The 23,722-nt window shown below is 38.6% G+C and carries 28 protein-coding genes; 25 read left to right on the top strand and 3 right to left on the bottom strand.

What is annotated here, in order from left to right:
* The first annotated feature begins 106 nt into the window (after nt 1-106).
* The 24 genes from JOC31_RS05115 (at nt 107) to JOC31_RS05000 (ending at nt 20,869) form a co-directional block, all read left to right on the top strand.
* Entirely contained in the window at nt 107-2,425 is a 2,319-nt protein-coding gene (locus tag JOC31_RS05115) for a glycoside hydrolase family 68 protein (protein WP_205017089.1), read from the top strand.
* Between the two features lie 481 nt (nt 2,426-2,906).
* The gene (gene upp / locus JOC31_RS05110) at nt 2,907-3,536 is read left to right on the top strand and encodes a uracil phosphoribosyltransferase (protein ID WP_205017088.1); all 630 of its coding nucleotides are present in this window, start codon (nt 2,907-2,909) and stop codon (nt 3,534-3,536) included.
* Nucleotides 3,537-3,737: 201 nt separating this feature from the next.
* On the top strand, nt 3,738-4,379 hold the full coding sequence (clpP, locus tag JOC31_RS05105) for an ATP-dependent Clp protease proteolytic subunit ClpP (protein ID WP_205017087.1): 642 nt from the start codon (nt 3,738-3,740) through the stop codon (nt 4,377-4,379).
* Nucleotides 4,380-4,603: 224 nt separating this feature from the next.
* Nucleotides 4,604-5,041: a YlbF family regulator gene (locus JOC31_RS05100; protein ID WP_205017086.1), complete on the top strand. Its 438-nt coding sequence runs from the start codon at nt 4,604-4,606 to the stop codon at nt 5,039-5,041.
* A gap of 1 nt (nt 5,042) precedes the next feature.
* Nucleotides 5,043-5,288, top strand: coding sequence for a DUF2129 domain-containing protein (locus tag JOC31_RS05095; RefSeq protein WP_205017085.1), 246 nt, complete (start codon nt 5,043-5,045; stop codon nt 5,286-5,288).
* Between the two features lie 170 nt (nt 5,289-5,458).
* Nucleotides 5,459-6,637 (top strand): ABC transporter substrate-binding protein, encoded by a 1,179-nt coding sequence (locus JOC31_RS05090; protein ID WP_205017084.1) that lies wholly within the window; start codon nt 5,459-5,461, stop codon nt 6,635-6,637.
* A 58-nt stretch (nt 6,638-6,695) separates the two neighbouring features.
* Nucleotides 6,696-7,580: a branched-chain amino acid ABC transporter permease gene (locus JOC31_RS05085; protein ID WP_205017083.1), complete on the top strand. Its 885-nt coding sequence runs from the start codon at nt 6,696-6,698 to the stop codon at nt 7,578-7,580.
* Between the two features lie 3 nt (nt 7,581-7,583).
* Nucleotides 7,584-8,537 (top strand): branched-chain amino acid ABC transporter permease, encoded by a 954-nt coding sequence (locus JOC31_RS05080; RefSeq protein WP_205017082.1) that lies wholly within the window; start codon nt 7,584-7,586, stop codon nt 8,535-8,537.
* The gene (locus tag JOC31_RS05075) at nt 8,537-9,301 is read left to right on the top strand and encodes an ABC transporter ATP-binding protein (RefSeq protein WP_205017081.1); all 765 of its coding nucleotides are present in this window, start codon (nt 8,537-8,539) and stop codon (nt 9,299-9,301) included. The genes JOC31_RS05080 and JOC31_RS05075 overlap by 1 nt, the downstream gene beginning before the upstream one ends.
* The gene (locus JOC31_RS05070; RefSeq protein ID WP_205017080.1) at nt 9,301-10,011 is read left to right on the top strand and encodes an ABC transporter ATP-binding protein; all 711 of its coding nucleotides are present in this window, start codon (nt 9,301-9,303) and stop codon (nt 10,009-10,011) included. The genes JOC31_RS05075 and JOC31_RS05070 overlap by 1 nt, the downstream gene beginning before the upstream one ends.
* 316 nt (nt 10,012-10,327) lie before the next feature.
* The gene (locus tag JOC31_RS05065) at nt 10,328-10,990 is read left to right on the top strand and encodes a CBS domain-containing protein (protein WP_205017079.1); all 663 of its coding nucleotides are present in this window, start codon (nt 10,328-10,330) and stop codon (nt 10,988-10,990) included.
* A 118-nt stretch (nt 10,991-11,108) separates the two neighbouring features.
* Nucleotides 11,109-11,756 carry a dTMP kinase gene (gene tmk / locus JOC31_RS05060; RefSeq protein ID WP_205017078.1) on the top strand — a complete coding sequence of 216 codons (648 nt, stop codon included), beginning with the start codon at nt 11,109-11,111 and terminating at the stop codon, nt 11,754-11,756.
* Nucleotide 11,757: 1 nt separating this feature from the next.
* Nucleotides 11,758-12,633 (top strand): DNA polymerase III subunit delta', encoded by an 876-nt coding sequence (locus JOC31_RS05055; RefSeq protein ID WP_205017077.1) that lies wholly within the window; start codon nt 11,758-11,760, stop codon nt 12,631-12,633.
* Nucleotides 12,630-13,430: a PSP1 domain-containing protein gene (ricT, locus tag JOC31_RS05050; RefSeq protein WP_205017076.1), complete on the top strand. Its 801-nt coding sequence runs from the start codon at nt 12,630-12,632 to the stop codon at nt 13,428-13,430. Before JOC31_RS05055 ends, ricT begins: the two co-directional genes overlap by 4 nt.
* Nucleotides 13,423-13,743 (top strand): DNA replication initiation control protein YabA, encoded by a 321-nt coding sequence (yabA, locus tag JOC31_RS05045; RefSeq protein WP_205017075.1) that lies wholly within the window; start codon nt 13,423-13,425, stop codon nt 13,741-13,743. Before ricT ends, yabA begins: the two co-directional genes overlap by 8 nt.
* A gap of 4 nt (nt 13,744-13,747) precedes the next feature.
* On the top strand, nt 13,748-14,620 hold the full coding sequence (rsmI, locus tag JOC31_RS05040; RefSeq protein ID WP_205017074.1) for a 16S rRNA (cytidine(1402)-2'-O)-methyltransferase: 873 nt from the start codon (nt 13,748-13,750) through the stop codon (nt 14,618-14,620).
* Nucleotides 14,621-14,907: 287 nt separating this feature from the next.
* Nucleotides 14,908-16,143, top strand: a complete 1,236-nt coding sequence (locus tag JOC31_RS05035) for an ammonium transporter (protein ID WP_205017073.1) — start codon at nt 14,908-14,910, stop codon at nt 16,141-16,143.
* Between the two features lie 42 nt (nt 16,144-16,185).
* On the top strand, nt 16,186-16,527 hold the full coding sequence (locus JOC31_RS05030) for a P-II family nitrogen regulator (RefSeq protein WP_205017072.1): 342 nt from the start codon (nt 16,186-16,188) through the stop codon (nt 16,525-16,527).
* Nucleotides 16,528-16,822: 295 nt separating this feature from the next.
* A complete protein-coding gene (serC, locus tag JOC31_RS05025; protein WP_205017071.1) occupies nt 16,823-17,914 on the top strand; it encodes a 3-phosphoserine/phosphohydroxythreonine transaminase in 1,092 nt (363 codons plus the stop codon).
* A 27-nt stretch (nt 17,915-17,941) separates the two neighbouring features.
* Nucleotides 17,942-18,490, top strand: a complete 549-nt coding sequence (locus JOC31_RS05020) for a GNAT family N-acetyltransferase (RefSeq protein ID WP_205017107.1) — start codon at nt 17,942-17,944, stop codon at nt 18,488-18,490.
* 60 nt (nt 18,491-18,550) lie between these two features.
* Complete coding sequence (locus tag JOC31_RS05015) at nt 18,551-19,729, top strand: 3-phosphoglycerate dehydrogenase family protein (RefSeq protein WP_205017070.1); 1,179 nt, start codon at nt 18,551-18,553, stop codon at nt 19,727-19,729.
* 1 nt (nt 19,730) lies between these two features.
* A complete protein-coding gene (locus tag JOC31_RS05010; RefSeq protein ID WP_239551656.1) occupies nt 19,731-19,958 on the top strand; it encodes a DUF6440 family protein in 228 nt (75 codons plus the stop codon).
* 52 nt (nt 19,959-20,010) lie between these two features.
* A complete protein-coding gene (locus JOC31_RS05005) occupies nt 20,011-20,496 on the top strand; it encodes a methylated-DNA--[protein]-cysteine S-methyltransferase (RefSeq protein WP_205017069.1) in 486 nt (161 codons plus the stop codon).
* A 1-nt stretch (nt 20,497) separates the two neighbouring features.
* On the top strand, nt 20,498-20,869 hold the full coding sequence (locus tag JOC31_RS05000; protein WP_205017068.1) for an arsenate reductase family protein: 372 nt from the start codon (nt 20,498-20,500) through the stop codon (nt 20,867-20,869).
* Nucleotides 20,870-20,935: 66 nt separating this feature from the next.
* Here JOC31_RS05000 and JOC31_RS04995 read toward each other — a convergent pair whose 3' ends face one another.
* Nucleotides 20,936-21,214: a hypothetical protein gene (locus JOC31_RS04995; protein ID WP_205017067.1), complete on the bottom strand. Its 279-nt coding sequence runs from the start codon at nt 21,212-21,214 to the stop codon at nt 20,936-20,938.
* A gap of 222 nt (nt 21,215-21,436) precedes the next feature.
* Nucleotides 21,437-22,120 (bottom strand): DNA alkylation repair protein, encoded by a 684-nt coding sequence (locus JOC31_RS04990; protein WP_205017066.1) that lies wholly within the window; start codon nt 22,118-22,120, stop codon nt 21,437-21,439.
* A 91-nt stretch (nt 22,121-22,211) separates the two neighbouring features.
* On the opposite strand from JOC31_RS04990, the gene nth reads away from it, so the two are divergent.
* Nucleotides 22,212-22,844: an endonuclease III gene (gene nth, locus JOC31_RS04985; RefSeq protein ID WP_205017065.1), complete on the top strand. Its 633-nt coding sequence runs from the start codon at nt 22,212-22,214 to the stop codon at nt 22,842-22,844.
* Between the two features lie 96 nt (nt 22,845-22,940).
* On the opposite strand, the gene JOC31_RS04980 is transcribed toward nth, so the two are convergent.
* Nucleotides 22,941-23,417, bottom strand: a complete 477-nt coding sequence (locus JOC31_RS04980) for a QueT transporter family protein (protein WP_205017064.1) — start codon at nt 23,415-23,417, stop codon at nt 22,941-22,943.
* Between the last annotated feature and the right edge of the window lie 305 nt (nt 23,418-23,722).

The raw sequence follows: 23,722 nt of genomic DNA, 5'->3' as shown, positions 1-23,722 counted from the left end.
GAAAACGTTATTAAGTTATTATTATTCTTCTAAAAATTATAAATAACTGGTAAATGCGTCGTAATCGTTGTATAATAGTAGCAAATTTAAGAAAGGTTTAATGTAAATGATTAAAGGAGAAAAAACAAGTCAGAAACTTCGTTATAGCATTCGCAAGGTATCAACTATTGGGGCTACCTCAGCTATTATTGGAACTGTGGCGTTTTTAGGAGCGACAACTACTCAAGCTGACGAAGTTGGAGTAGCAAGTGAATCAACGACTTCAGCGACATTGGTTACAGAAGCAGAGCCAGCAGTGACGACAGAAGCACCACAAGTGGTTGAAACAACTGCGGTATCAGAAACTCCAGAAGTAGTATCTGAAACAACGACTACTGCATCAGAAGTTCCAGAAACAGTATCTGAAACGACTGCGGTATCAGAAGCGACTACTGCGGTAGATACGCCAGTGACTTCTGAAACGACAAATGACTCAGAAGCGACAAGTCCAGAAGTTACCTCAGCTAGTCAACCATCTACAACAGTAGAAGATAAAGATTATTCATCTTATTCGGCAACTACTATTGTAAAAGAAACTGGCTTAACAGAACTTGCAGATGCTTTAGTTCGAGAAGCAGGTATTGATCCAACAACTCTTTCTGCTGAACGTAAGGAAGAGTTGAACAAACTTTATGTCAAATCTACGGAAACTGGTACTCAGATGACCTATGGTGATTTCCAGTCCATCGCTGACACTCTTTTAGAACAAAATGAGCAGTATGCAATTCCATATTTTAAAGCTTCAGAAATAAAAAATATGGCAGCTGCTACAACTCGTGATGCTCAAACAGGAGAAGTTGCAGACCTTGATGTCTGGGATTCATGGCCAGTTCAAGACATTAAAACTGGTGAGGTTGTGAATTGGAACGGCTATCAATTAGTTGTTGCGATGATGGGTGTACCAAATACAAATGATAATCATCTCTATCTTCTTTACAATACTTATGCAGATAATGACTTGCAACACTGGCAAAATGCTGGTTCGATTTTTGGCTATGGATTAGATGCAGTGACTCAACAATGGTCTGGATCTGCGGTAGTCAACCAAGATGGTACTATTCAGTTGTACTATACAAATGTGGATACTTCGGACAATAATTCCAATAATCAGATGTTAGCAACAGCTACATTGAATCTAGCTGTTGAAAACAATAAGGTAGTTATTAAGTCAGTTGATAATAAAAATATCTTAACACCTACAGGTGGAGATGGGTATTACTATCAAAGTTATGCTCAGTGGCGCTCTACCTTTACAGGAGCGGATAATATTGCGATGCGTGACCCGCACGTTATTGAAGACGAAGATGGTTCACGATATTTAGTATTTGAAGCAAGTACAGGTACTCAAAACTACCAAGATGCTTCGCAAATCTACAATGTTAAAAACTATGGAAGAGATGCCAAGTTTATTCTTTCAAGCTTTTTCGATATTTTAGACAATGAAGATATGTATATTAGAGCTTCTGTGTCAAATGCTGCTATTGGTATTTTACGCTTAGGAGGTACGGAGAAAGCTCCAACAATTCAAGAGTTTTTCACACCGCTTTTGTCGTCACCTATGGTTAGCGATGAAATTGAGCGTCCAAATGTCGTAAAGCTTGGCAATAAATATTATCTTTTTGCAGCATCACGTTTGAACCATGGAAGTAATGACTATGCTTGGCAAGAAGCTAATAAAGTTGTTGGAGATAACGTTGTTATGCTTGGCTATGTCTCTGATAGTTTGACAGGCACTTATGAACCATTGAACGGTTCAGGTGCTGTTTTGACGGCTTCTGTACCTTCTGACTGGCGAACTGCAACTTACTCATACTATGCTGTTCCAGTCAAGGGCTCAGATGATTTACTTTTGATTACAGCATATATGACAAACCGTAATGAGGTTGCAGGTAAAGGAAACAACTCTACTTGGGCTCCAAGTTTCCTTATTCAAATTATGCCAGATGGTACTACAAAAGTGTTAGCTAAGATGACTAATCAAGGTGACTGGATTTGGGATGAGTCTAGTGAAACTCAAGCGACAATTGGTAACAAAGAGACATCACATCTCCCAGGAGAAGATGATGGTATTATTGAAGGTAACCCTGGAGGTTATGACTTAAAACCACATACGCCTAAAGCTCCAGATAAACCAACAGAACCGGATACTCCAGTTGTTCCAGAGCAACCAAGTACTCCAGTTACACCAGATACTCCAAACACACCAAGTGTTCCAGAAACACCGACTTATAGTCATATAGAGAAACTTCATGGAGTACCTACACAAACAGCTTCAATTTTGCCGCAAACAGGTGAAAAAGATAGCAAAATAAACTTCCTAGGTATGGCGATGTTGACATCACTAGTTGTCTTCTTTACACCATACAAACGCAAGAGAAAACACTAATAGTAATTAGTTAAACGAGACTATCCATTAAACCAATCAAAAGACAAGCTTAATTTTGCGAGCTTGTCTTTTTAATATCGACTAGAATTTTATTTCAAAAAGCATTATGAAGTAATAAGTTAGAGCTAATCTTGCTTGGGTGATATAAAAGAATAAAAGTGTAAGCACTAATGCGGTAGGTCGGTTATAGTTGAATGAAATAAAAATAGTACATTTGACTGCAAGCCCATCGAGAGAACATGAGCTCACATCAAAAAAACAAATCAGAAGAGTATCACCAAATTGTGATACTTTTCTTGAGGTGCTTTAGTCCTATCCTTATTTCAGTTGACTATATGTTACAAAAGGCTAATCGTTTTTTGCAAGTAGCCAACAGTCAATGGTGCAATAGGCTATTTTGAAACATTTCATTTTACACGGGCTAATTGTTTTGTGGTATAATAACAAATGGAAAAAATACAAATAGAAAGCGGTTAAACATATGGGTAAATTTCAAGTTATTTCACATCCTCTTATTCAACACAAATTATCAATCTTACGTCGTACTGACACTTCTACAAAGGACTTTCGTGAACTTGTAGATGAGATTGCTATGTTGATGGGGTATGAAGTTTCTCGTGATCTTCCGCTAGAAGATGTCGAAATTCAAACACCAGTTGCTAAAACAGTTCAAAAACAACTAGCTGGTAAGAAATTAGCTATCGTTCCAATCTTACGTGCAGGTATTGGTATGGTTGATGGTTTGTTGAGTCTAGTTCCAGCAGCTAAAGTAGGACATATCGGTATGTACCGTGATGAGGAAACTCTTGAACCGGTTGAATATTTGGTAAAATTACCAGAAGATATTGATCAACGTCAGATTTTCTTAGTTGACCCAATGCTTGCGACAGGTGGTTCAGCTATTTTAGCCGTAGATTCTTTGAAAAAACGTGGAGCGGCTAATATCAAATTTGTCTGCCTTGTGGCTGCCCCAGAAGGAGTTAAAAAACTTCAAGAGGCTCATCCAGACATTGATATCTATACAGCGGCACTTGATGAAAAACTCAACGAACATGGCTACATCGTTCCTGGACTCGGAGATGCAGGGGATCGTCTTTTTGGTACAAAATAAGGTTTTATTTAGCAAACTAGATACTATTAACGAATATTTAAATAGGATCTAGTTTATCTAAAAAGCTAATGAAAACCTGTTTCCTTTCTAGTTTGAAATAGGTGCAGTGAGTTTGGAGTGCAGGTTATTCCAAACTCTTTTTAAAACAAAGGTAAATATTTGACCTTTATTGACCAAAAGTCTATAATAAACATATCGTTAATGAATACATCTCAGTGTGTAGGTTTATCACTGAAAGAAAAGGAGAAAGAAATGATTCCTGTAGTTATTGAACAAACGAGTCGTGGCGAGCGCTCTTATGATATTTACTCACGTCTTTTGAAGGATCGCATTATTATGCTAACAGGTCCTGTTGAAGATAATATGGCAAACTCAATTATTGCCCAACTTTTATTCTTGGATGCTCAAGACAATACTAAAGACATCTACCTTTATGTCAATACACCTGGTGGTTCAGTGTCAGCGGGTCTTGCCATTGTGGATACAATGAACTTCATCAAATCAGATGTTCAGACTATCGTTATGGGGATGGCAGCATCAATGGGTACAATCATCGCTTCATCTGGTGCCAAAGGCAAACGTTTCATGTTGCCAAATGCAGAGTATATGATTCACCAACCGATGGGTGGTACTGGTGGTGGTACTCAACAAACGGATATGGCAATCGCAGCAGAGCATCTTTTGAAAACACGTCATACGTTGGAAGAAATCTTAGCAAAAAACTCAGGTCAGTCAATTGAGAAAGTTCATGCGGATGCAGAACGTGATAATTGGATGAGTGCACAAGAAACCCTTGAGTATGGCTTTATTGATGAAATCATGGCCAATAACGATTTGAAATAAGATAAGTAAAACGAAGGTTCCTCATTAGGGCTTTCGTTTTTATCTTGTTGTAACCTTGCTAAGTTTCTTATCTAGTTTGGTGCTTGCTCACGATTTGATCAGACTCATAGATTATTGAAATGAGATGAAGAGTGGGGGCTAGTATGAGAAAAGGACTTTAGATAACTGTTTTTAGTCATCTTAGCTTATTTAGATTTTTAAGGAAAATATGGTATAATACCCCTATGTTAATCATTGATGAAAGTCTTATTGAACTAGAAGATGCTGCTGATAATCTTGTTAGTTCATTTTTAAAGTTGCCTATTGTTCAAACCTATTTGATAGCTTTGGCTGAATTTGAGGAAAATGATATCTTACAAGACCAAATTAGTCAGTTTGTGACTTTGAAGGAATCCTTTGAAGAGAATGAAGCTTATTTAGCCTATCGTCCTGAAATTCGAGAATTAAAACGGAAGATGTTAAAGCAGAAGCGGTTGATAGATACAAATCCACTAGTACTATCCTTGAGAGAAAGTCAATTGGCTGTTCAGAAGGAATTATCTAATCTAGCAGAATCCTTAGCTCAATCTGTTTCTGAAGATATTTTTGTAGATAGAGCCTTACCTTTTTACCCTCACAAACGACCTCATAAAGCAGGTGAAAATATCATAGAAAGAACCTAGTATGGAAAAAACAGCACGCGTAGGTCTGACGATCTACCTTTACTATAATAGAGATGCTCGCAAACTCAATAAGATAGGGGATTTTTATTACCATTCAAAGCGTTTGCATTATGTGATTTACTATGTCAATTTAGATGAAGTTGATGAAGTTATTTCCTATTTAAATAGTCAGCGTTTCGTGAAAAAAGTCTTGGTGTCAGAGTTGGAAACTATTGATACTAATTTTGTTGGAAATTTAGAACGTTAACGAGATAGGCTTAAGTTACTTAATTGTTTAAAACAAGGGTAACTTAAGCTTTTTTTGTTGGTTTAGAAAACGATTACTTAAATGTGAAAGGATAATATAACTTGACAATATTCAGATAATTCAGTACGCTATAAGTTGGACTTTTTAAGTAAAAATTAAGGAGAATAATTATGTCTAAAAAGATTACACTCATTGTGTTAGCTTTTTTTGCATCAATCTTTTTGGTTGCTTGTGGTAAATCACCAGATGTTACTGCAAATGCATCAGGAACAGAGATTGGTGATACCATTAAAATTGGTGTTAACTTAGAGCTAACTGGTGGTGTTGCAGCCTATGGGCAAGCAGAGAATAACGGTATTAAGCTTGCCGTTGATGAAATCAATGCCGCTGGCGGTGTTGATGGTAAAAAACTTGAATTAGTTACCAAAGATAACAAGTCTGAAAATGCGGAAGCATCAACATCAGCTACTAACTTGGCCATCCAAAGCCAAGTTAATGCTATTGTAGGACCAGCAACATCAGGTGCTGTTGCGGCGTCAAGTTTGATTTCACAAAAAACAGGTGTGCCATTGATGACGCCATCTGGGACACAAGATAGTTTGACTGTTAATACAGATGGTAGCACAAAAGAGTATGTTTTCCGTACAACCTTCCAAGATAGCTTCCAAGGTAAAGTCTTAGCACAATATGCCTATAACAGTTTAAGTGCTAAAAAAGTAGTTCTTTACTATGATAACTCGTCAGATTACGCTAAAGGGATTGCAGAGGAATTCAAACGCCAATATAAGGGTGAGATTGTGACAACAGCAACATTTGCGTCTGGTGATAAAGATTACCAATCAGCTCTTACTAAGTTTAAAGATTTAAACTATGATGCTATTGTTATGCCTGGTTACTACACTGAAACAGGGATTATTACTAAGCAGGCGCGTGATATGGGAATCAAGGTTCCAATTCTTGGACCTGATGGATTCAGTGATTCAACCTTTGCAGACCTTGCAGGCGCAGCGAATACAACAAATGTTTACTACGTATCAGGTTACTCAACAAATGTTTCCTTGTCTGATAATGCCTCAGCTTTCATCAAGTCTTATAAAAAAGCTTACGGTTCAGAACCAAATCAGTTTGTAGCGCTTGCTTACGATTCTATTTACATGATTGCAGAAGCTGCTAAGGGAGCAGAAACATCAAAAGATATCGCCACAAACCTTGCTAATTTGAAGAATTTTAGTGGGGTAACAGGTAAAATGACCATTGATTCACAACACAACCCAATCAAGACAGCCTTGATGGTTCGTATGGAAAATGGTAAAGAAGCCTCAGCCGAAGCTGTTGAGGTTGAAAAATAATCTGTTAGACGCTCTGTCGGTCTAGAAGAAAAGAAATATACTAGAAAGTTTGGTTTATATGTTTTTAGAACAACTTCCCCAACAGCTAGTGAATGGTATTATTTTGGGTAGTATCTATGCCTTGCTTGCCCTTGGTTATACCATGGTTTATGGGATTATTAAATTGATTAACTTTGCTCATGGAGACATCTATATGATGGGTGCCTTCATCGGCTATTATGCCATTAATTCGCTACATATGAATTTTTGGTTCGCTTTAATTTTTGCAATGCTTGCATGTGCTCTTTTGGGAATGCTGATTGAATTTTTAGCCTATCGTCCTCTACGTCATTCAACACGTATCTCGGCTTTGATCACAGCAATTGGTGTGTCATTTTTCCTTGAGTACGGAATGGTTTACCTAGTTGGAGCAGATACACGCTCTTTCCCTCAAGCGATTAAAGTGGTTACTTATAAATTAGGATCAATCAGTGTAACAAACGTTCAATTGTTGATTTTAGTAGTTGCACTTATTTTGATGGTTGCTTTGCAAGTAATTGTCCAAAAAACAAAAATGGGTAAAGCGATGCGTGCTGTTTCTGTTGATAGCGATGCTGCTCAGTTGATGGGTATCAATGTGAATTCAACTATTAGTTTTACATTTGCTCTTGGTTCATCTCTTGCTGGTGCAGCGGGTGTTCTTATCGGTCTTTACTACAACTCACTTGAGCCTCTTATGGGGATGACTCCTGGTATCAAAGCTTTCGTTGCTGCCGTTCTTGGAGGAATTGGTATTATTCCAGGTGCAGCGCTTGGTGGTTTTGTCATTGGTATCCTTGAAACAATGTCAACAGCTGTTAACCTTTCAAGTTACCGTGATGCCATTGTTTACGGTGTTTTGATTATCATCCTCTTGGTTCGTCCAGCGGGTATCCTTGGTAAAAATGTGAAAGAGAAGGTGTAAGACATGAAAAAGAATCTTAAAGTAAATCTTGCTTGGCTTGCTATCATTATCGGTCTCTTTGCTATTTTGAAAGTTCTTGAACTAACGGGTATCATGAACTTGTACTACGTCCAAATCTTAATGGGGATTGGTATCTCAATTTTGATGGGACTTGGAACTAACTTGGTTCTTGGTTTCTCTGGACAGTTTACCTTAGGTCAAGCTGGTTTCATGGCTATCGGAGCTTATTCATCAGCTATTATTACGACTTACCTCCCTACTTATGATGGGTTCTATCTGTCAATGTTGGTTGGTGTGATTATTGCTGCTTTGGTTGCCTTGATTTTCGGTTTGCCAACACTTCGTCTAAAAGGTGACTATCTTGCCATTGCTACACTTGGTATGGCGGAAATCATCCGTATTGCCATTGTCAACGGTGGTGAAGTAACTAATGGTGCAGCAGGTTTGACAGGAATTCTTCCTTATACAACTTGGCCAGTTATTTATTTCTTCGTTGTGGTTATTATCATCCTAGTGCTTAACTTCCTTCGTTCTGCAACAGGTCGTCAAGCAATTACTCTTCGTGAAGATGAGATTGCGGCTGAGTCAATGGGTGTAAATGTCACTAAAATGAAAGTTATGATTTTTGTTTTCGGTGCTATGATCTCAGCAATCGCTGGTTCACTTTACGTCAGTTATATCGGAACAGTTGTTCCAAAAGACTTCACCATTATGAAGTCAATTGATTACCTTATCATTGCTGTTCTTGGTGGTCTTGGTTCAATTACAGGTACTATCATCGCAGCCATCGTTCTTGGTATTCTTAATATGTTCCTTCAAAATGTTTCAAACCTGCGTATGATTATTTACTCATTAGCACTTATTCTCGTGATGCTCTTCCGTCCAGGTGGGCTTTTGGGAACAAAAGAATTCTATCTTTCAAAATACTTTACTAAAAATAAGGAGGGCAAAAACTAATGGCACTTCTTGAAGTTAAAAATTTAACAAAAAACTTTGGTGGTTTGACTGCTGTAGGTGACGTGACCATGGAACTCAATGAAGGTGAGTTAGTGGGACTTATCGGACCTAATGGTGCGGGTAAAACTACACTGTTCAACCTTTTAACAGGCGTCTATGAGCCAAGTGAAGGGACAGTTACCTTAGATGGGACTGTTTTGAATGGTAAAGCACCTTATAAGATTGCTTCACTTGGTTTATCACGTACTTTCCAAAATATTCGATTGTTTAAAGATATGACTGTTTTGGAAAATGTTTTAATCGGTCTTGCTAATAAAAAATCTTCGCATTTATTTGCTTCTCTCCTTCGTTTGCCTAAATTCTATTCAAGTGAAGAGGCTTTGAAAGCTAAAGCTTTGGAGTTACTGGCTATCTTTGATTTAGATGGCGAAGCAGATACCTTAGCTAAGAATCTGGCTTACGGACAACAACGTCGCTTGGAAATCGTACGTGCCTTGGCAACAGAGCCTAAAATTCTTTTCCTTGATGAGCCTGCTGCAGGGATGAACCCACAGGAAACAGCAGAATTGACAGCTCTTATTCGTCAAATCAAGGAGCAGTTTGGTATCACGATTATCCTTATTGAACACGATATGAGTTTGGTTATGGAAGTTACTGAGCGTATCTATGTGCTTGAGTACGGTCGTTTGATTGCTCACGGAACACCAGATGAAATCAAGAATGACAAACGTGTTATCGAAGCTTATCTTGGAGGTGAAGCATAATGGCTATGTTAGAAGTCAAAAATCTCTCAATCAGCTATGGTGCCATTGAGGCGGTAAAAGATGTTAGCTTTGAAGTCAACGAGGGAGAAGTTGTGACCCTTATCGGTGCCAACGGTGCTGGTAAGACATCTATTCTTCGTACCATTTCAGGGCTTGTCAAACCAAGTGATGGTGAGATCATGTATATCGGAAATGATATCACTAAAGTCCCAGCTCGTAAAATCGTTGCTGACGGTCTGGCACAAGTTCCAGAAGGGCGTCATGTTTTTTCTGGTTTGACTGTTATGGAAAACCTTGAAATGGGTGCTTTCTTGAAGAAAAACAGGGAAGAAAATGCTGCTAACTTGAAGAAAATTTTCCAGCGTTTCCCACGTCTTGAAGAACGTAAAAATCAAGATGCTGCAACCCTTTCAGGTGGTGAGCAACAAATGCTTGCTATGGGGCGTGCACTGATGAGTCAGCCAAAACTCTTACTTTTGGATGAGCCATCAATGGGACTTGCTCCAATCTTTATTCAAGAAATTTTTGATATCATTCAAGATATCCAAAAACAAGGCACAACAGTACTTTTGATCGAGCAAAATGCCAATAAGGCACTCTCAATCGCAGACCGTGGCTATGTTCTTGAAACAGGAAAAATTGTTCTTTCAGGAACAGGTAAAGAACTCCTTGAGTCAGATGAAGTTCGCAAGGCTTACCTTGGTGGATAAAAAATCAACAGTATCTGTTGACCTTATAAGAACATTTAGTTCTTGTTAAGTGAGAGGCAAACTCAATTTGGGTTTGTCTTTTTTATTTGGTGGTTATCAGTTAACTTGCGGTTTAAAGATCTTTCAAAGGATTTGTAACGAATCTTTACTGGCTTTTCAATAATTTTCATTCTAAACACGTAAGCCTTTTCAAAATATGGTATAATAGTATCAAGGGTAAAGAAAAACTAAAACTAGCTGATTTCTGTTTTGGTAACTCTTTTACACAGCTTATCTTAGGGATGAAATTCCCTATCATATTGGAGGAGAAAAGCTTATGGCTGTTAGAGATTTTATGAGTAATAAGGTGGTCTATGTATCACCAGATACAACGGTTGCTCATGCTACAGATGTTATGAGAGAGCAAGGGTTACGCCGTTTACCTGTTATTGAAAACGACCGTTTGGTTGGTCTCGTTACAGAAAGTTCAATAGCAGATGCTAGCCCATCTAAGGCGACAAGTCTTTCCATTTTTGAGATGAATTACCTTCTCAATAAAACGAAGATTCGTGATATTATGATTAAAGATGTTGTCACTGTTTCTAAGTTTGCTTCTCTTGAAGATGCTATTTATCTTATGATGACACACAGTATTGCTGTTTTAGTTGTGGTTGATAATGATCAAGTTTCTGGTATCATTACAGATAAAGACATCTACCGTGCTTTTCTTCAAGTTTCTGGTTATGGAGAGCGTGGCGTACGTCTTAACTTGTTGGCAGAAAATCAAATTGGTGTATTAGACAGTATTGTCCATACGATTTCCCAAGAAGGTTTGAATATTAGAAGTACCTTGATGGTAAATCGTAAATCAGGTAAAGTAGCACTTGAAGTCCAGATTGATAGTGATCAATTTGACTTGGATGCTCTTCGTCAAAAACTTGAAAATAAAGGGTTTGAAATAGAATCCCTAGAAAGAACAGCATCAAAAGTTGGTTTCTAGAGACTAGCAATCAATTTGAACAGATAAGGGAGTAGTGGAGTGACACTGTCAGTTTGCTACTCCCTTTTTTTGCTGATTTTTGGTAAAATAGTAGAGAACGAAAAAAGAAGGAATCAGTATGACAAAAGGTATTTTTATTTCGCTTGAAGGACCAGATGGAGCAGGAAAAACAACTGTTTTGAATAAGTTATTGCCGGCTTTGGAAAAACGGCATTCTGCTGGTGTTGTGACGACACGTGAACCAGGTGGCGTTATGATAGCAGAGGCTATTCGAGAGGTTATTCTAGATGTCAATAATACAGCTATGGACAGTAAGACAGAGTTGCTTCTTTATATAGCTGCGCGTCGTCAGCATCTTGTTGAGCGTGTGCTTCCGAATCTGGAATCAGGTAAATTGGTCTTAGTGGACCGTTTTATCGACTCTTCTGTCGCTTATCAAGGGGCAGGTAGAGGGCTTTCTAGTGAAGATATTAAATGGTTGAATACTTATGCTACAGATGGGTTAGAACCTGATTTAACTCTCCTTTTGGATATTGAGTCTGAGCTAGGTTTAAGTCGTATTGCTCAAAACTCAGACCGTGAGGTCAATCGCCTTGATTTAGAAAAAATAGATATGCATCAGCGTGTTCGTCAAGGTTACCTTGAGTTGGCACAAGAGAATCCAGAACGTATTAAAATTATCGATGCTTCTAATGATATTGAGACAGTTGTCTCAGAAGCTCTAAAGGCAATTGAGGCTGTTTTGAAGCCTTCAAAGGATGCTTAGCATGGAGCAACAGATTCTTTCAGAAAAACGTCAACATCATTTTCGTCAGGCGATACAGTCTCAAAAGTTAAGTCATGCTTACTTGTTTTCAGGGCAATTTGGTTCTTTTGAATTTGCTATCTGGTTGGCTCAGGCTGTTTTTTGTGAGCTTGATCAGACAGGACACCCTTGTCAGAAGTGCCGTTCTTGCCGTTTGATTTCAGAGCAGTCCTTTCCTGATTTAAAAATAGTAGAACCTACTAACGGTGTGATTAAGACAGATCAGATACGTCAGATGACGGCAGAATTTACAAAATCGAGTTTTGAAGGTCGTAGTCAATTTTTTATTATTCGTGATGCGGAAAAGATGCATCTCAATGCGACCAATGCTTTGTTAAAGTTTATTGAAGAGCCACAGAGTCAGCTGACGATTGTTTTATTAACGGCTAATGAAGAGCTTATTTTGCCAACGGTTCGTAGTCGTAGCCAAGTGATTCGATTTCAAAAACAAGAGCAGGTCTTAGAGGACTACCTTAATCAAAAAGGGCTTTTATTGACAGAAGCAAGAGCCTTGGCTTTTTTAGCGAATTCCTTCCAAGAAGCAGACGAGTTAGCAGAGAATAGTAAGTTACTTGAACTGCTAAAAACAACGCAACGCTTTGTTAAGATAGTGACAAAGCAAACTGATATGGCTTACTTAGAGGTCTCTCGACTGGCTTTTCAAGCAAATGATAAGTTACTGCAAGAGTATGTTTTTCAGTTGTTAAGCTACTATTTATCTCAACAACTATCAGAAAGACCAACAGTGACCTATCTGACATGCTTGCATCAAGCAAGACAGATGTGGCTTGCCAATGTCAGTTTTCAAAATGTTTTAGAATATATGGTGATTAAATGACAGAAGTAATTGGTGTACGTTATGCCGATGATAATGAATTAGTATATGTAAGAGCAGATCAGATCTATCGTAAAGATGACTTGCTTGTGATTAATCAGAAAAAAGGAAATCGACTGGCTAAGGTTTTCCTAGAAAATCATGAGGTGGCAGAAAGCAAGCTCCCTACGGAATTAGCAACGGTGTTTTCTATTGCAGATTCTAGAGATATTCAAGCCTTTGAAGCGAATCGTCAGTTGGCTCAAGACAGTCTACCGAAGGTTAAAGACTTGATTCGATTAAATGATTTGGAGATGAAGCTAGTGGCTATTACCTTTCCATTAGATCGTCAGCGTGTTTTAATCACTTTTACTTCAGAGAAACGTGTTGACTTTCGCCAGTTACTGAAAGATTTGGCAAAACTGTTTCGAACACGTATTGAGCTTCGTCAAATCAATCAGCGAGAAGAGGCTAAAGTTTATGGTGGTTTGGGACCGTGTGGTCGTCCTTTATGTTGTTCGACCTTTTTGGGAGATTTTCCACCTGTTTCAATTAAAATGCTTAAAAATCAACGTTTATCATTAAATAGCGGAAAATACAACGGTCTTTGTGGGCGTTTGATGTGTTGTCTCAGTTTTGAGGATGATTTTTATAAGGAAGCTAAGACGAAATTTCCTGACTATGGTAGCTCTGTTACGACGAAAGACGGAGTAGGTCATGTGACGGGATTTGATGTTTTTGCAGATACTGTTCGTGTTAGTCTGGATGACAGCCACCGTCAACTAACTTATGCACTAGAGGAGATTGAAAGTTATGGATAAAAAAGAATTATTTGACGCCTTTGATGGCTTTTCACAAAATCTCGTTAAGCATCTGGCGGCTATTGAAACGATGAAAAAGCACGTTCAGTCTCTCATTGAAGAAAATACAGCTCTGCGTTTGGAAAATGATAAATTAAGAAAACGATTGACACAATTGGAAGAAAAAGAAGCGAGTCAAACAGCAAAGCATAGCACAAAGTACATTGAGGGGATTTACCAAGATGGTTTTCACATCTGTAATGACTATTACGGACAGCGTCGTGAAAATGATGAAGAGTGTATGTTTTGTATGGAAGTGCTAGATAGAGAGTAGGGTTATGCAAGTTCAAAGTAGTTTTAAAGGAGCATCATCGTTTGGGAGTCTTTACTTGGTCCCAACTCCCATTGGTAACCTTGAAGATATGACCTTTCGTGCTATTAAGGTTCTTGAGTCGGTAGATTTTATCTGTGCAGAAGATACGCGTAATACAGGGCTTTTACTCAAACATTTTGATATTTCTACGAAGCAAATTAGTTTTCATGAGCATAACGCTTATGACAAGATTCCAGATTTACTTGACTTGTTGAAAGAAGGAAAAAACTTAGCTCAAGTTTCAGATGCTGGAATGCCATCGATTTCAGATCCTGGTCATGACTTGGTCAAAGCAGCCATTGCAGAAAATATCTCTGTGATTTCCATACCAGGGGCTTCTGCAGGAATCACCGCTTTGATTGCAAGTGGTTTAGCTCCTCAACCCCATATTTTCTACGGTTTTTTACCTCGTAAGGCAGGGCAACAAAAAGAGTTTTTCCAAGACAAGCTGGCTTATCCAGAAACCCAAATCTTTTATGAATCTCCCTATCGTGTCGCTGATACTCTTAAAAATATGCTGTCTGTTTATGGAGATCGCCAAGTTACAGTAGTCCGTGAATTGACAAAGTTATACGAAGAGTACTTGAGAGGAAGCATTTCAGAATTAGTAGCTGCTCTTTCTGAAAAACCACTCAAGGGAGAATGCTTGATTATTGTTTCAGGAAATGATGGTCAGCTATCGTCTTCTGAGGAAGACAGTGATGATTTAGATATTCTGAGCTTAGTGACACAGCTCATTGAAGCTGGTAAGAAGCCTAACCAAGCTATTAAGCAGGTGGCTAAAGACTACAAGTTAAATCGTCAAGAAGTCTACAATAGCTATCACGGGATTGATTAGCCAAGAAAGTAGGATAAGCAAGTCCTTGATTAGTTCAGTTTGGAATGCTTATCTATTTTAACAGCCTAGGTTGGGCTGTTTTTTTGTTTCATTTTTAAGACATTTGATCATCTGTCAAGATAGCTTTCTATTTGAAAAACCTCTAAAAATTGAAAATTTTCTTTATAGTTGTCTTGTAACATAAAATGTCACATTTTTCGGAATTTTTTGAAATTTTAAAAAATAATTATTTCTTTTAATTTATTTATATGTTATATTATATAACATATAAATAAAGGAGGAATTTTATGGATACAGGTTCTATCGCATTTATTGTTATCTGCTCAGCTCTTGTCTTTTTGATGACACCAGGATTGGCATTCTTTTATGGGGGGCTAGGACGTCGTAAAAATGTTATCAATACGATGATGATGACAGTAGCTCCTTTGGCGCTAGCTTCAATACTTTGGTTTGTGGCTGGCTACTCCTTGTCATTTGGAGGTGAGGGAAGTATCTTTGGTAATTTCTCGCACCTTTTCTTGGGAGGAATCTCTGAGACAGCATCGACACGTGGCTTGGCTATTCCAGACTTACTCTTTGCTGCTTTCCAGATGATGTTTTCGATTATTACGATCGGTATCTTGACGGGCTCAGTTGCTGGTCGGATGCGTTTTTTACCCTTGATGATTTTTATTATCGCTTGGCTCTTTTTAGTCTATTACCCATTTGCTCATATGGTTTGGGATGAAGGGTTGCTTGCAAAGTGGGGAACGATTGACTTTGCTGGTGGTGATGTGGTACATATTACATCTGGTGTGTCAGGATTTGTCTTGGCATTGGTCTTAGGAAAACGTCGTGACTTTTCTCACTTAGAGCATCGTCCTCATAATGTTCCTTTTGTCCTCTTGGGAGCAGGTTTACTTTGGTTTGGTTGGTTTGGTTTCAATGGTGGCTCAGCTTTAGCAGCAAATGGATTATCTGTTCATGCTATGGTTACAACCCATTTGTCTGCAGCAGCTGCTATGTTCTCTTGGGTCCTGATTGAATATTTCCTTTCTGGGAAACCTACCCTAGTTGGGGCCTCTACAGGTTTGGTCGCTGGTTTGGTCGCTATTACACCAGGAGCAGGTTTTGTTTCTATTTGGAGTTCACTTATTATTGGTTTTTTGGTGAGTCCAGTCTGCTATGCCGCTATTTATATGATTAAATCAAGATGGGCTGTCGATGATGCTTTGGATGCATTTGGATGTCACGGGGTTGGTGGTATCTTTGGAGGAATTGTTACAGCCATTTTTACGACACCAGATTTAGCACTTGATTCAAATAATGTCGGCTTAATTTATGGTAATAGTCACTTGTTATTTGTTACTTTAGGTGCTATTCTAGTGACAATTATCTGGTCTGCCCTAGCAACCTTTATTATCGTTAAGGGTATCTCATTAGTAATGCCTATTCGTGTTACTGACCACGAAGAAGCCGTTGGTCTTGATGATAGTCAACATGCTGAGACAGCCTACCCAACCTTTATGGGATTGGATCAGTAATCTCTCAATTTATTATCTCAATTTAGAAATGTAGGTAGTTCGATGAAAAAAGTAGAAGCGATTATTCGTTCGGATAAGTTAGAAAATCTAAAAGAAACGATTACAACTTCAGGACTTGTCAAAGGTTTGAGTATTTCTCAAGTTCTGGGATACGGTAATCAAAAGGGCTTTGCTGAGTTTGTTCGTGGCCAGCGTGTCATTCCAGCCTTACTTGCCAAGGTTAAGGTTGAAATTGTGGTACATGACGATTCAGTAGATGAAGTTGTTGATTTGATTTGTCAAGCCGTCAGAACCGGTGAGGTTGGAGATGGCAAAATTTTTGTTAGTCCAATCGAGGAAGTTATTCGTATTCGTACGGGTGAACGTGGCGGAGACGCTATATAGAGATGATAGTGGGATTTTTCTATTACCTAAAAGGTAGTAAGGAAAGTTCCACTTTTTTGATGGGATAATCAGATGAGTAGTGTGTTAAGAGAGGTGATGTTTGGGAGTTAGCGTAAAGATTCTATATGATGACGCATGATGTTCTTGAAAAGGCAGACGTTAAGGCTATCAATAACTAAAATAAGGGAATGAAATGGCTTTAATTCCGAATTTTAAGGGTTTGGTCATCGAAAAAATCTTTACAAAATTCTGACAATTTGGTATACTTGGATTAATTTTATTTGGAGGTAAATCAATGACAATTTACAATTTCTCTGCAGGTCCTGCAGTATTGCCACAAGAAGTGCTAAAAAAAGCACAAGCTGAATTTTTGGACTATGCCAACTCCGGCATGAGTGTAATGGAATTGTCCCACCGCTCCAAAGAATTCGATGATATCATCAAAGATGCAGAAAGCCTACTTCGTGATTTGATGGCTATTCCTGATAACTATAAGGTTATTTTTCTACAAGGGGGAGGCTCACTCCAATTTTCAATGCTTCCATTGAACCTAGCCAAAGGTAAGAAAGCCTACTATCTTGTTGCTGGTTCATGGGGTAAAAAAGCTTATACAGAGGCTGTTAAATTATCAAAAACAATTGATTTTGAACCAGTTCTTTTGGCTTCTTCAGAAGAAACAGTCTATGATCATATCCCTAGTTTTGATGCTTCGACTATCGATCCAGAAGCAGCTTATGTTCATTTGACTACTAACAATACTATTGAAGGAACATCTGTTTACGATCTTCCTGATACAAATGGTGTGCCAATTGTAGCTGATATGTCTTCAAATATCTTGGCAGTTCGCTACAATGTTGAAGATTTTGGTCTTATCTATGCAGGAGCACAAAAAAACATCGGACCTGCTGGTGTTACTATCGTTATTGTGCGTGAAGATCTTCTGAATGATGAACCAGTTCTTTCAAGTATGTTAGATTACCGCATCCAAGCTGAAGCAGGTTCTCTTTACAATACCCCACCAACCTTTGGTATCTATATGGCAAAACTTGTTTTTGAACATGTTAAAGCCTTGGGTGGTGTTGATAAGATGGAAGACATTAATCGTGAAAAATCAGGTCTTTTGTACGACTATATCGAAGAGTCTGATTTCTATACAAGCCCAGTTAAAAAAGCAGGCGATCGCTCTGTAGCTAACATTCCATTTGTGACCCCATCTAAAGAGTTGGATGCTAAGTTTGTTAAAGAAGCTGATGCTCTTGGCTTTAAAAATATCAAAGGTCACCGTTCAGTTGGTGGTATGCGTGCAAGTCTTTACAATGCATTCCCACGTCAAGGTGTCTTAGATTTGATTGATTTCATGGCAAAATTTGAAGCAGAAAATAAATAATACCAATTAAAGAAACGAGTTGACATGATGGAAATCAGACAAGCCTTTCCAAATGAAGTGGACACAATAGTTGCCATCATTGAAGATGCACGACAACAGATTGCAGCTTACGGTGGAGAGCAGTGGCAGACAGTGTATCCAACCAGAGATAAGATTATCGACGATATTCTGAGTGGTGCAGGATATGTTGCAGTCATTGAAGGTATTGTTGCAGCTTATGGAGCAGTCGTTGATGGTCAAGATGAAGCTTATGCTAATATTTATGACGGTAAGTGGCAGCACAATAATCATCGTTATGTGACCTTTCATCGTATCGCAGTGTCATCTGCTTTTAAAGGTCAAGGCGTTGCTCAGACTTTTTTGCAAGGGTTGATTGAAGGTCAGTCAGGTCCAGATTTTCGTATTGACACTCATGAGGACAACAAAGCGATGCAGCATATTATTCAAAAGCTAGGCTTTGTTTATTGTGGAAAAGTACCGATTGATGGTGAGCGATTAGCTTATCAAAAAATTAAAACGAAAGCAGAGTCAGCTTCTTATCAAGAAATTAGCGAAGCTGACTATCACGCAATTTAAATAGAATAGGGAGGCTAGGATGACTTCCTAGCCTTTCTTTGCTTATCAAGGAGAAATAAGATGGTATTTAGTGTAAAAACATTTAATAATATTAACCAAATTGGTTTGAAAGAATTAGGAAATCAGTTCCAAATTGATGGTGATTTAGCAGAAAATCCAGATGCTTACATTATTCGTAGCCAAAACCTTCATGATGTTGACTTTCCAAGTCAATTAAAAGCTATTGCACGTGCAGGAGCAGGAACTAATAATATTCCTGTTGATAAAGCATCTGAGCAAGGAATCGTTGTTTTCAATACACCAGGTGCTAATGCTAATGCTGTTAAAGAAGCTGTTATTGCATCAATTTTGTTATCAGCACGTGACTACATTGCGGCTAATACGTGGACTAACACCTTGACTGGTGATGATGTCCCAAAACAAGTTGAAGCCGGTAAAAAACAGTTTGCAGGTACTGAAATCCGTGGTAAAAAACTAGGTGTTATTGGTTTAGGAGCTATCGGTTCACGTATCGCTAACGATGCACGTCGTTTGGGGATGACTGTTTTCGGTTACGACCCTTATGTGTCTATCGATGCGGCATGGAACATCTCACACCACGTTCGTCGTGTTAAAGAGTTGAAGGAAATCTTTGAAACATGTGATTATATTACTGTTCATGTTCCTTTGACACCTGATACAAAACACACCTTTAACGCTGAAACATTCGCCCTTATGCAAAAAGGGACAACGATTATCAACTTTGCTCGTGCTGAGCTAGTGGATAATGCTGCGCTTTTTGATGCTATCGAAACTGGTGTCGTTAAACGCTACATCACAGATTTTGGTACAGAAGAGTTACTCAACAAAGAAGGGATTACAGTATTCCCACACGTCGGTGGTTCTACAGAAGAAGCAGAGCTTAACTGTGCTATTATGGCTGGTCAAGAAATTCGTCAATTTATGGAAACAGGAGAAATTACTAACTCTGTTAACTTCCCTAATATTCATCAGCCATTATCAGCACCATACCGTATCACTTTGATTAACAAAAATGTACCAAACATTGTGGCCCGTATCTCAACGGCTGTTTCTGATCTTAATATCAATATTGATAATATCATCAACCGTTCAAAAGGTGACTATGCTTACACGCTTCTTGACCTAGATGAGTCTGATAAAGCTAAAGTTGATGAGCTTGTTGCCAAGTTCGAGGAAAATGATAATATTGTGCGCGTGCGCCTTATTAAAGGAAACTAACATGATGGATAAAAACGACATTAAACAGTACAAGCAAGACTTATCAGAGCGATTTTTTGGACTGAACTTTGATAATAAAGCCCACAATCTTAAATTTATTGTGGATAGAGAGACAGGTGTCGAATACCTTGCTATGGGAGGAGGGTTCTCACCTGTTTTGACACCCCTTGTTGACGTTGATGGAAGACCTAAAATCAATCAGTTATGGAAAGAGGGAAAATTATCTTAAAACAAAGAGCAAGGAATTGGTTTTCCTTGCTCTTTTTAGCTATAATAGGCTTATGTTTTATCGCACGACTTATGTATCGCCGATTGGAAAAATCAAGCTTCTAGCTGATCGTACTAGTCTTTTATTTGCTTATTTTGAGGGACAAGCGTATTTTGAAGAGAAGTCGGCTTGGTTTACTAGCAGATTGGAGGAGAATGCTGTGTTAAAGGGAGCTATTTCTTGGTTGGATTCTTATTTTAAAGGTCACAATCCAGCTATGGATGATTTGAACTTATCTGCTCAAGGAACCGATTTCCAAACACGTGTTTGGAAAGAGCTGTTGACAATCCCTTATGGAGAGACAAGGACTTATGGTCAGTTAGCCAGTTTATGCGATTGTCCTTCTGCACAGGCTGTTGGCGCTGCGATTGGAAAAAATCCCTTGCTTATCTTTGTCCCTTGCCACCGTGTCCTATCTTCTACTAGAAAGTTGACAGGTTATTCAGGAGGTTTGGAGAAAAAGGCTTGGTTACTAGATCATGAATTAGAAAGAGAGTAGCATGCTCACATTTTACGAATACCCTAAATGCACCACCTGCCGTAAGGCTAAGAAAGAATTAACGGATTTGGGAATCTCTTTTGAATCGGTAGATATCAAAGTGAACCCTCCAAAAGTTGATTTGTTACGTGATTTGCTTGAAAAATCAGACTTAGACTTAAAGAAATTATTTAACACTTCGGGGCAATCTTATCGTTCCCTGGGGCTAAAAGATAAGTTTCCTGATTTGAGTCTTGATGAGGCCTTGACCTTGTTAGCAAATGACGGGATGTTAATTAAACGACCGATTCTTATCAAGGACAATAAGATTCTCCAAATTGGCTACCGTACGCCTTATGGTGAGTTGGGAGAATTAGCGGCCCAAAAAGATTAGTAGATGAGATAAGTTTATAAAAAGAGTTGATTTCACACCTGAGGATGGAAGAAATCAACTCTTTTACTATTTGAAAAAATAAATGATAAAAACTAAGAAAAAGGCTCCGATTAAAAAGGCGAGAAAGATTTGTTTAGTCTGCTCTTGATGGCTTGCTTGTCTAAACTCTTTTAGCCAAAGCTGATATCTCAGATAGGCATAGATGCTAACCTGATAAAGAATGCATCCGATGAAACTTAAGAAAGAAATAGTTCTCAGAATTTGTGTTAGAGGGTTGTTGATTTTAGCGAAAACAATTCCCAATATTAGTGCAGTAATAGGAAAGAGAAGTTTGTACTTTTTCATTAAAACCACCTCCTGTTTGTCACCTTTATGATAGCATTTAGAGGTTTGACTGTCAATGTTAAAGGTACTTGCTCACGACAAACGCATGAAACAGTTATTTCCGAATTATAGTACAGTTTAAAATAGATACTTTTACTGTTATTCCTATAGTAAGACGTTCAAAGTATTTTAGATTTTTTTGAAATACCTGAACTTTGAATTGCAGAAAGCTTTATTTTCACTCTAAAAATCTTTCATGCGTTTGTCGTGGTACTTGCTGGCTTCGCGGATAGATAGTGGAGCTAGTCGATCATGGTGTTTTTGGACAAAGCTACGCACCCAATCAGGATTGGTCTTTGAGTAATCGCGTAAGGACCAGCCAATGGCTTTGTTGATAAAGAATTCCTTACTACCGAGGTTATTGAGGATAATTTCAGCTAGAAGCTCAGTCTTGGTTTGTTCTTTTCGTCCTAGCTGGTGGTCGATGGCGATACGGCGAATCCAAAAGTCATTTGATGTTGAAAAGTCTCGCATGATATCATCGATACGCTCGTCGTCAATACGACCAAAAATGCGATCGAAGTGGTCAATTGTGTCCCACCATTCCTTACTTGATGCATAGGTCAGGAGTTTTGGAATATGGTCATAGCTAATAAACTTTTGTAGTCCTTTTAGATAGTCACAGACAAAGTATTGAAGTTCACGCTGAGGAGCTTGCCAAGCTAAATCTAATAAGTCCCAGTTAATGACTTGTTGTTTTTTATCTCTAGCGATAATAGCTTTGTAGAGGTTTCGGCGTTGAGGTGTTGGAACACCAAAAAAGTCGAACTGATCTCTCATATAAGCAGCCATTTTCTTACTTCTTTCTGCATCAGCTTGTTTTTCAAATGCTAAAAGAAGGTCTGTAAAGTCTTGTTTAGTGGTCATATTTGTCTCCTTTGAGCCTTTATTATAGAGGATTAGTTGATGGCGGGCAAGTGATTGGCATGCTATAATAGGAGATGAAAGTGAGGTTATTATGGTTCTATCAAAGAAGAAAGCACGCTATGTTATTGAGGAGATTATCGCCCTCTTTCCTGATGCGGAGCCTAGTTTAGATTTTAGAAACCATTTCGAATTGGTTATCGCAGTGCTATTATCAGCCCAGACAACTGACGTCGCGGTCAATAAAGTCACCCCAGCTCTCTTTGAAGCCTTTCCGACGCCAGAGGCCATGGCAGCTGCACCAGAAGAAGTCTTAGCCACTTATATCTCTCGATTAGGACTTTATAAAAATAAAGCCAAGTATATGAAAAAATGCGCCCAACAATTGGTAGATGACTTTGGAGGGCAAGTGCCGAGCACTCGAAAAGAATTGGAAAGTTTGGCAGGAGTTGGTCGAAAGACTGCTAATGTGGTGATGTCTGTAGGTTTTGGAATTCCAGCATTTGCTGTGGACACCCATGTGGAACGTATCTGCAAACACCATGATATTGTTCCTCAGTCAGCGACTCCTCGACAGGTTGAAGATTATGTTTGCTCTATTTTACCTAAAAAGCTGTGGTTATCGGCTCACCAAGCCATGATTTATTTTGGACGTGCTATTTGCCACCCTAAAAACCCAGAGTGTCACGAATACCCACAACTTTACGATTTTTCAAGTATTAAATAAAACGCCCCAAATTTGTACGGCTTTCCGACGGTTAGTTATTTTGTCTAACTGTCGACTAGCGGTTCAAATTAGGGGAGTTTTTAGGTGAATTATCGGTTAAAAGCCACGTTTTTGTAGGGCGTTGATAAGAAGTACTGCGACGATTCCTGGGATAAATTGTCCAACGAGTAAGTTGGCAACAAGTACCCAGTATGGAACATGGAGTAAGCTGCTCAGCCATAGCGGAGCAACAAAGGACGGAATGAGAAAAATAGCTAGTGCTACTACCCAACTGTTTAGGTTAAGTTTTTTGATGAGGTAGATAGCTCCAGTTGTTAGAATACCAGCAAAGAAGCCGCCGATGATATCAAGAATTCCTAGACCACCGAAGCTGTTAGCAATGGCATTGGCTAGGCTGAGAGGAACTGCTAGGAATGGATAGAGGTAGCTAAGGCCGTATAGAGCAGTAGCTAGACGCATTTGGTAGGCACCAAACGAGATGGACTGTGAGAGAAAAAGGACGGCTATGTACAGCGCCATAAAGATGGCAGATAGGACCAATTTCTGAGTGGGTTTAAGTGTTTTTGATGTCATTCTTTCCTCCTTGAGCTTTTACCACCAGAATGACGAGTGATAAAAGCTTAGTTTTGTTTAAAGACAGGAAGTTACGAACTGTCTAGTAGAATGCTATTATAAAGAAAACAGGACATTTTGACAAGTCAAGTTAGATTACTTTTAGTCTTTTTTCGCTTGGTGGAGAAGTTTTATTAGATTTTTGTAATGAAAAAGCAGTTAGGTAGCCTTTGAACTGCACCCCAAAAGTTAGACACAAAATCTAACGAATGGGGTGTTTTTTGATGAAATTAACGTATGAAGATAAATTAACAATATACGAGCTT

The sequence above is a fragment of the Streptococcus saliviloxodontae genome (genome assembly GCF_016908655.1).
Lineage (GTDB): Bacteria > Bacillota > Bacilli > Lactobacillales > Streptococcaceae > Streptococcus > Streptococcus saliviloxodontae.
Note: the sequence above shows the minus strand (reverse complement) of the source record. Positions and strands in the feature narration are given on the sequence as shown.

Coding starts and splice junctions, on each gene's coding strand:
- JOC31_RS05070 (WP_205017080.1), top strand. CDS start 9,301: ATGGCTATGTTAGAAGTCAAAAATCTCTCAATCAGCTATGGTGCCATT.
- ricT (WP_205017076.1), top strand. CDS start 12,630: ATGACAGAAGTAATTGGTGTACGTTATGCCGATGATAATGAATTAGTA.
- JOC31_RS05010 (WP_239551656.1), top strand. CDS start 19,731: ATGATGGATAAAAACGACATTAAACAGTACAAGCAAGACTTATCAGAG.
- clpP (WP_205017087.1), top strand. CDS start 3,738: ATGAATACATCTCAGTGTGTAGGTTTATCACTGAAAGAAAAGGAGAAA.
- JOC31_RS05085 (WP_205017083.1), top strand. CDS start 6,696: ATGTTTTTAGAACAACTTCCCCAACAGCTAGTGAATGGTATTATTTTG.
- JOC31_RS05100 (WP_205017086.1), top strand. CDS start 4,604: ATGTTAATCATTGATGAAAGTCTTATTGAACTAGAAGATGCTGCTGAT.
- yabA (WP_205017075.1), top strand. CDS start 13,423: ATGGATAAAAAAGAATTATTTGACGCCTTTGATGGCTTTTCACAAAAT.
- serC (WP_205017071.1), top strand. CDS start 16,823: ATGACAATTTACAATTTCTCTGCAGGTCCTGCAGTATTGCCACAAGAA.
- JOC31_RS05095 (WP_205017085.1), top strand. CDS start 5,043: ATGGAAAAAACAGCACGCGTAGGTCTGACGATCTACCTTTACTATAAT.
- JOC31_RS05075 (WP_205017081.1), top strand. CDS start 8,537: ATGGCACTTCTTGAAGTTAAAAATTTAACAAAAAACTTTGGTGGTTTG.
- JOC31_RS05020 (WP_205017107.1), top strand. CDS start 17,942: ATGGAAATCAGACAAGCCTTTCCAAATGAAGTGGACACAATAGTTGCC.
- JOC31_RS05035 (WP_205017073.1), top strand. CDS start 14,908: ATGGATACAGGTTCTATCGCATTTATTGTTATCTGCTCAGCTCTTGTC.
- JOC31_RS05090 (WP_205017084.1), top strand. CDS start 5,459: ATGTCTAAAAAGATTACACTCATTGTGTTAGCTTTTTTTGCATCAATC.
- JOC31_RS05005 (WP_205017069.1), top strand. CDS start 20,011: ATGTTTTATCGCACGACTTATGTATCGCCGATTGGAAAAATCAAGCTT.
- rsmI (WP_205017074.1), top strand. CDS start 13,748: ATGCAAGTTCAAAGTAGTTTTAAAGGAGCATCATCGTTTGGGAGTCTT.
- JOC31_RS05000 (WP_205017068.1), top strand. CDS start 20,498: ATGCTCACATTTTACGAATACCCTAAATGCACCACCTGCCGTAAGGCT.
- JOC31_RS05030 (WP_205017072.1), top strand. CDS start 16,186: ATGAAAAAAGTAGAAGCGATTATTCGTTCGGATAAGTTAGAAAATCTA.
- JOC31_RS04995 (WP_205017067.1), bottom strand. CDS start 21,214: ATGAAAAAGTACAAACTTCTCTTTCCTATTACTGCACTAATATTGGGA.
- JOC31_RS04990 (WP_205017066.1), bottom strand. CDS start 22,120: ATGACCACTAAACAAGACTTTACAGACCTTCTTTTAGCATTTGAAAAA.
- upp (WP_205017088.1), top strand. CDS start 2,907: ATGGGTAAATTTCAAGTTATTTCACATCCTCTTATTCAACACAAATTA.
- JOC31_RS04980 (WP_205017064.1), bottom strand. CDS start 23,417: ATGACATCAAAAACACTTAAACCCACTCAGAAATTGGTCCTATCTGCC.
- nth (WP_205017065.1), top strand. CDS start 22,212: ATGGTTCTATCAAAGAAGAAAGCACGCTATGTTATTGAGGAGATTATC.
- JOC31_RS05115 (WP_205017089.1), top strand. CDS start 107: ATGATTAAAGGAGAAAAAACAAGTCAGAAACTTCGTTATAGCATTCGC.
- tmk (WP_205017078.1), top strand. CDS start 11,109: ATGACAAAAGGTATTTTTATTTCGCTTGAAGGACCAGATGGAGCAGGA.
- JOC31_RS05055 (WP_205017077.1), top strand. CDS start 11,758: ATGGAGCAACAGATTCTTTCAGAAAAACGTCAACATCATTTTCGTCAG.
- JOC31_RS05065 (WP_205017079.1), top strand. CDS start 10,328: ATGGCTGTTAGAGATTTTATGAGTAATAAGGTGGTCTATGTATCACCA.
- JOC31_RS05015 (WP_205017070.1), top strand. CDS start 18,551: ATGGTATTTAGTGTAAAAACATTTAATAATATTAACCAAATTGGTTTG.
- JOC31_RS05080 (WP_205017082.1), top strand. CDS start 7,584: ATGAAAAAGAATCTTAAAGTAAATCTTGCTTGGCTTGCTATCATTATC.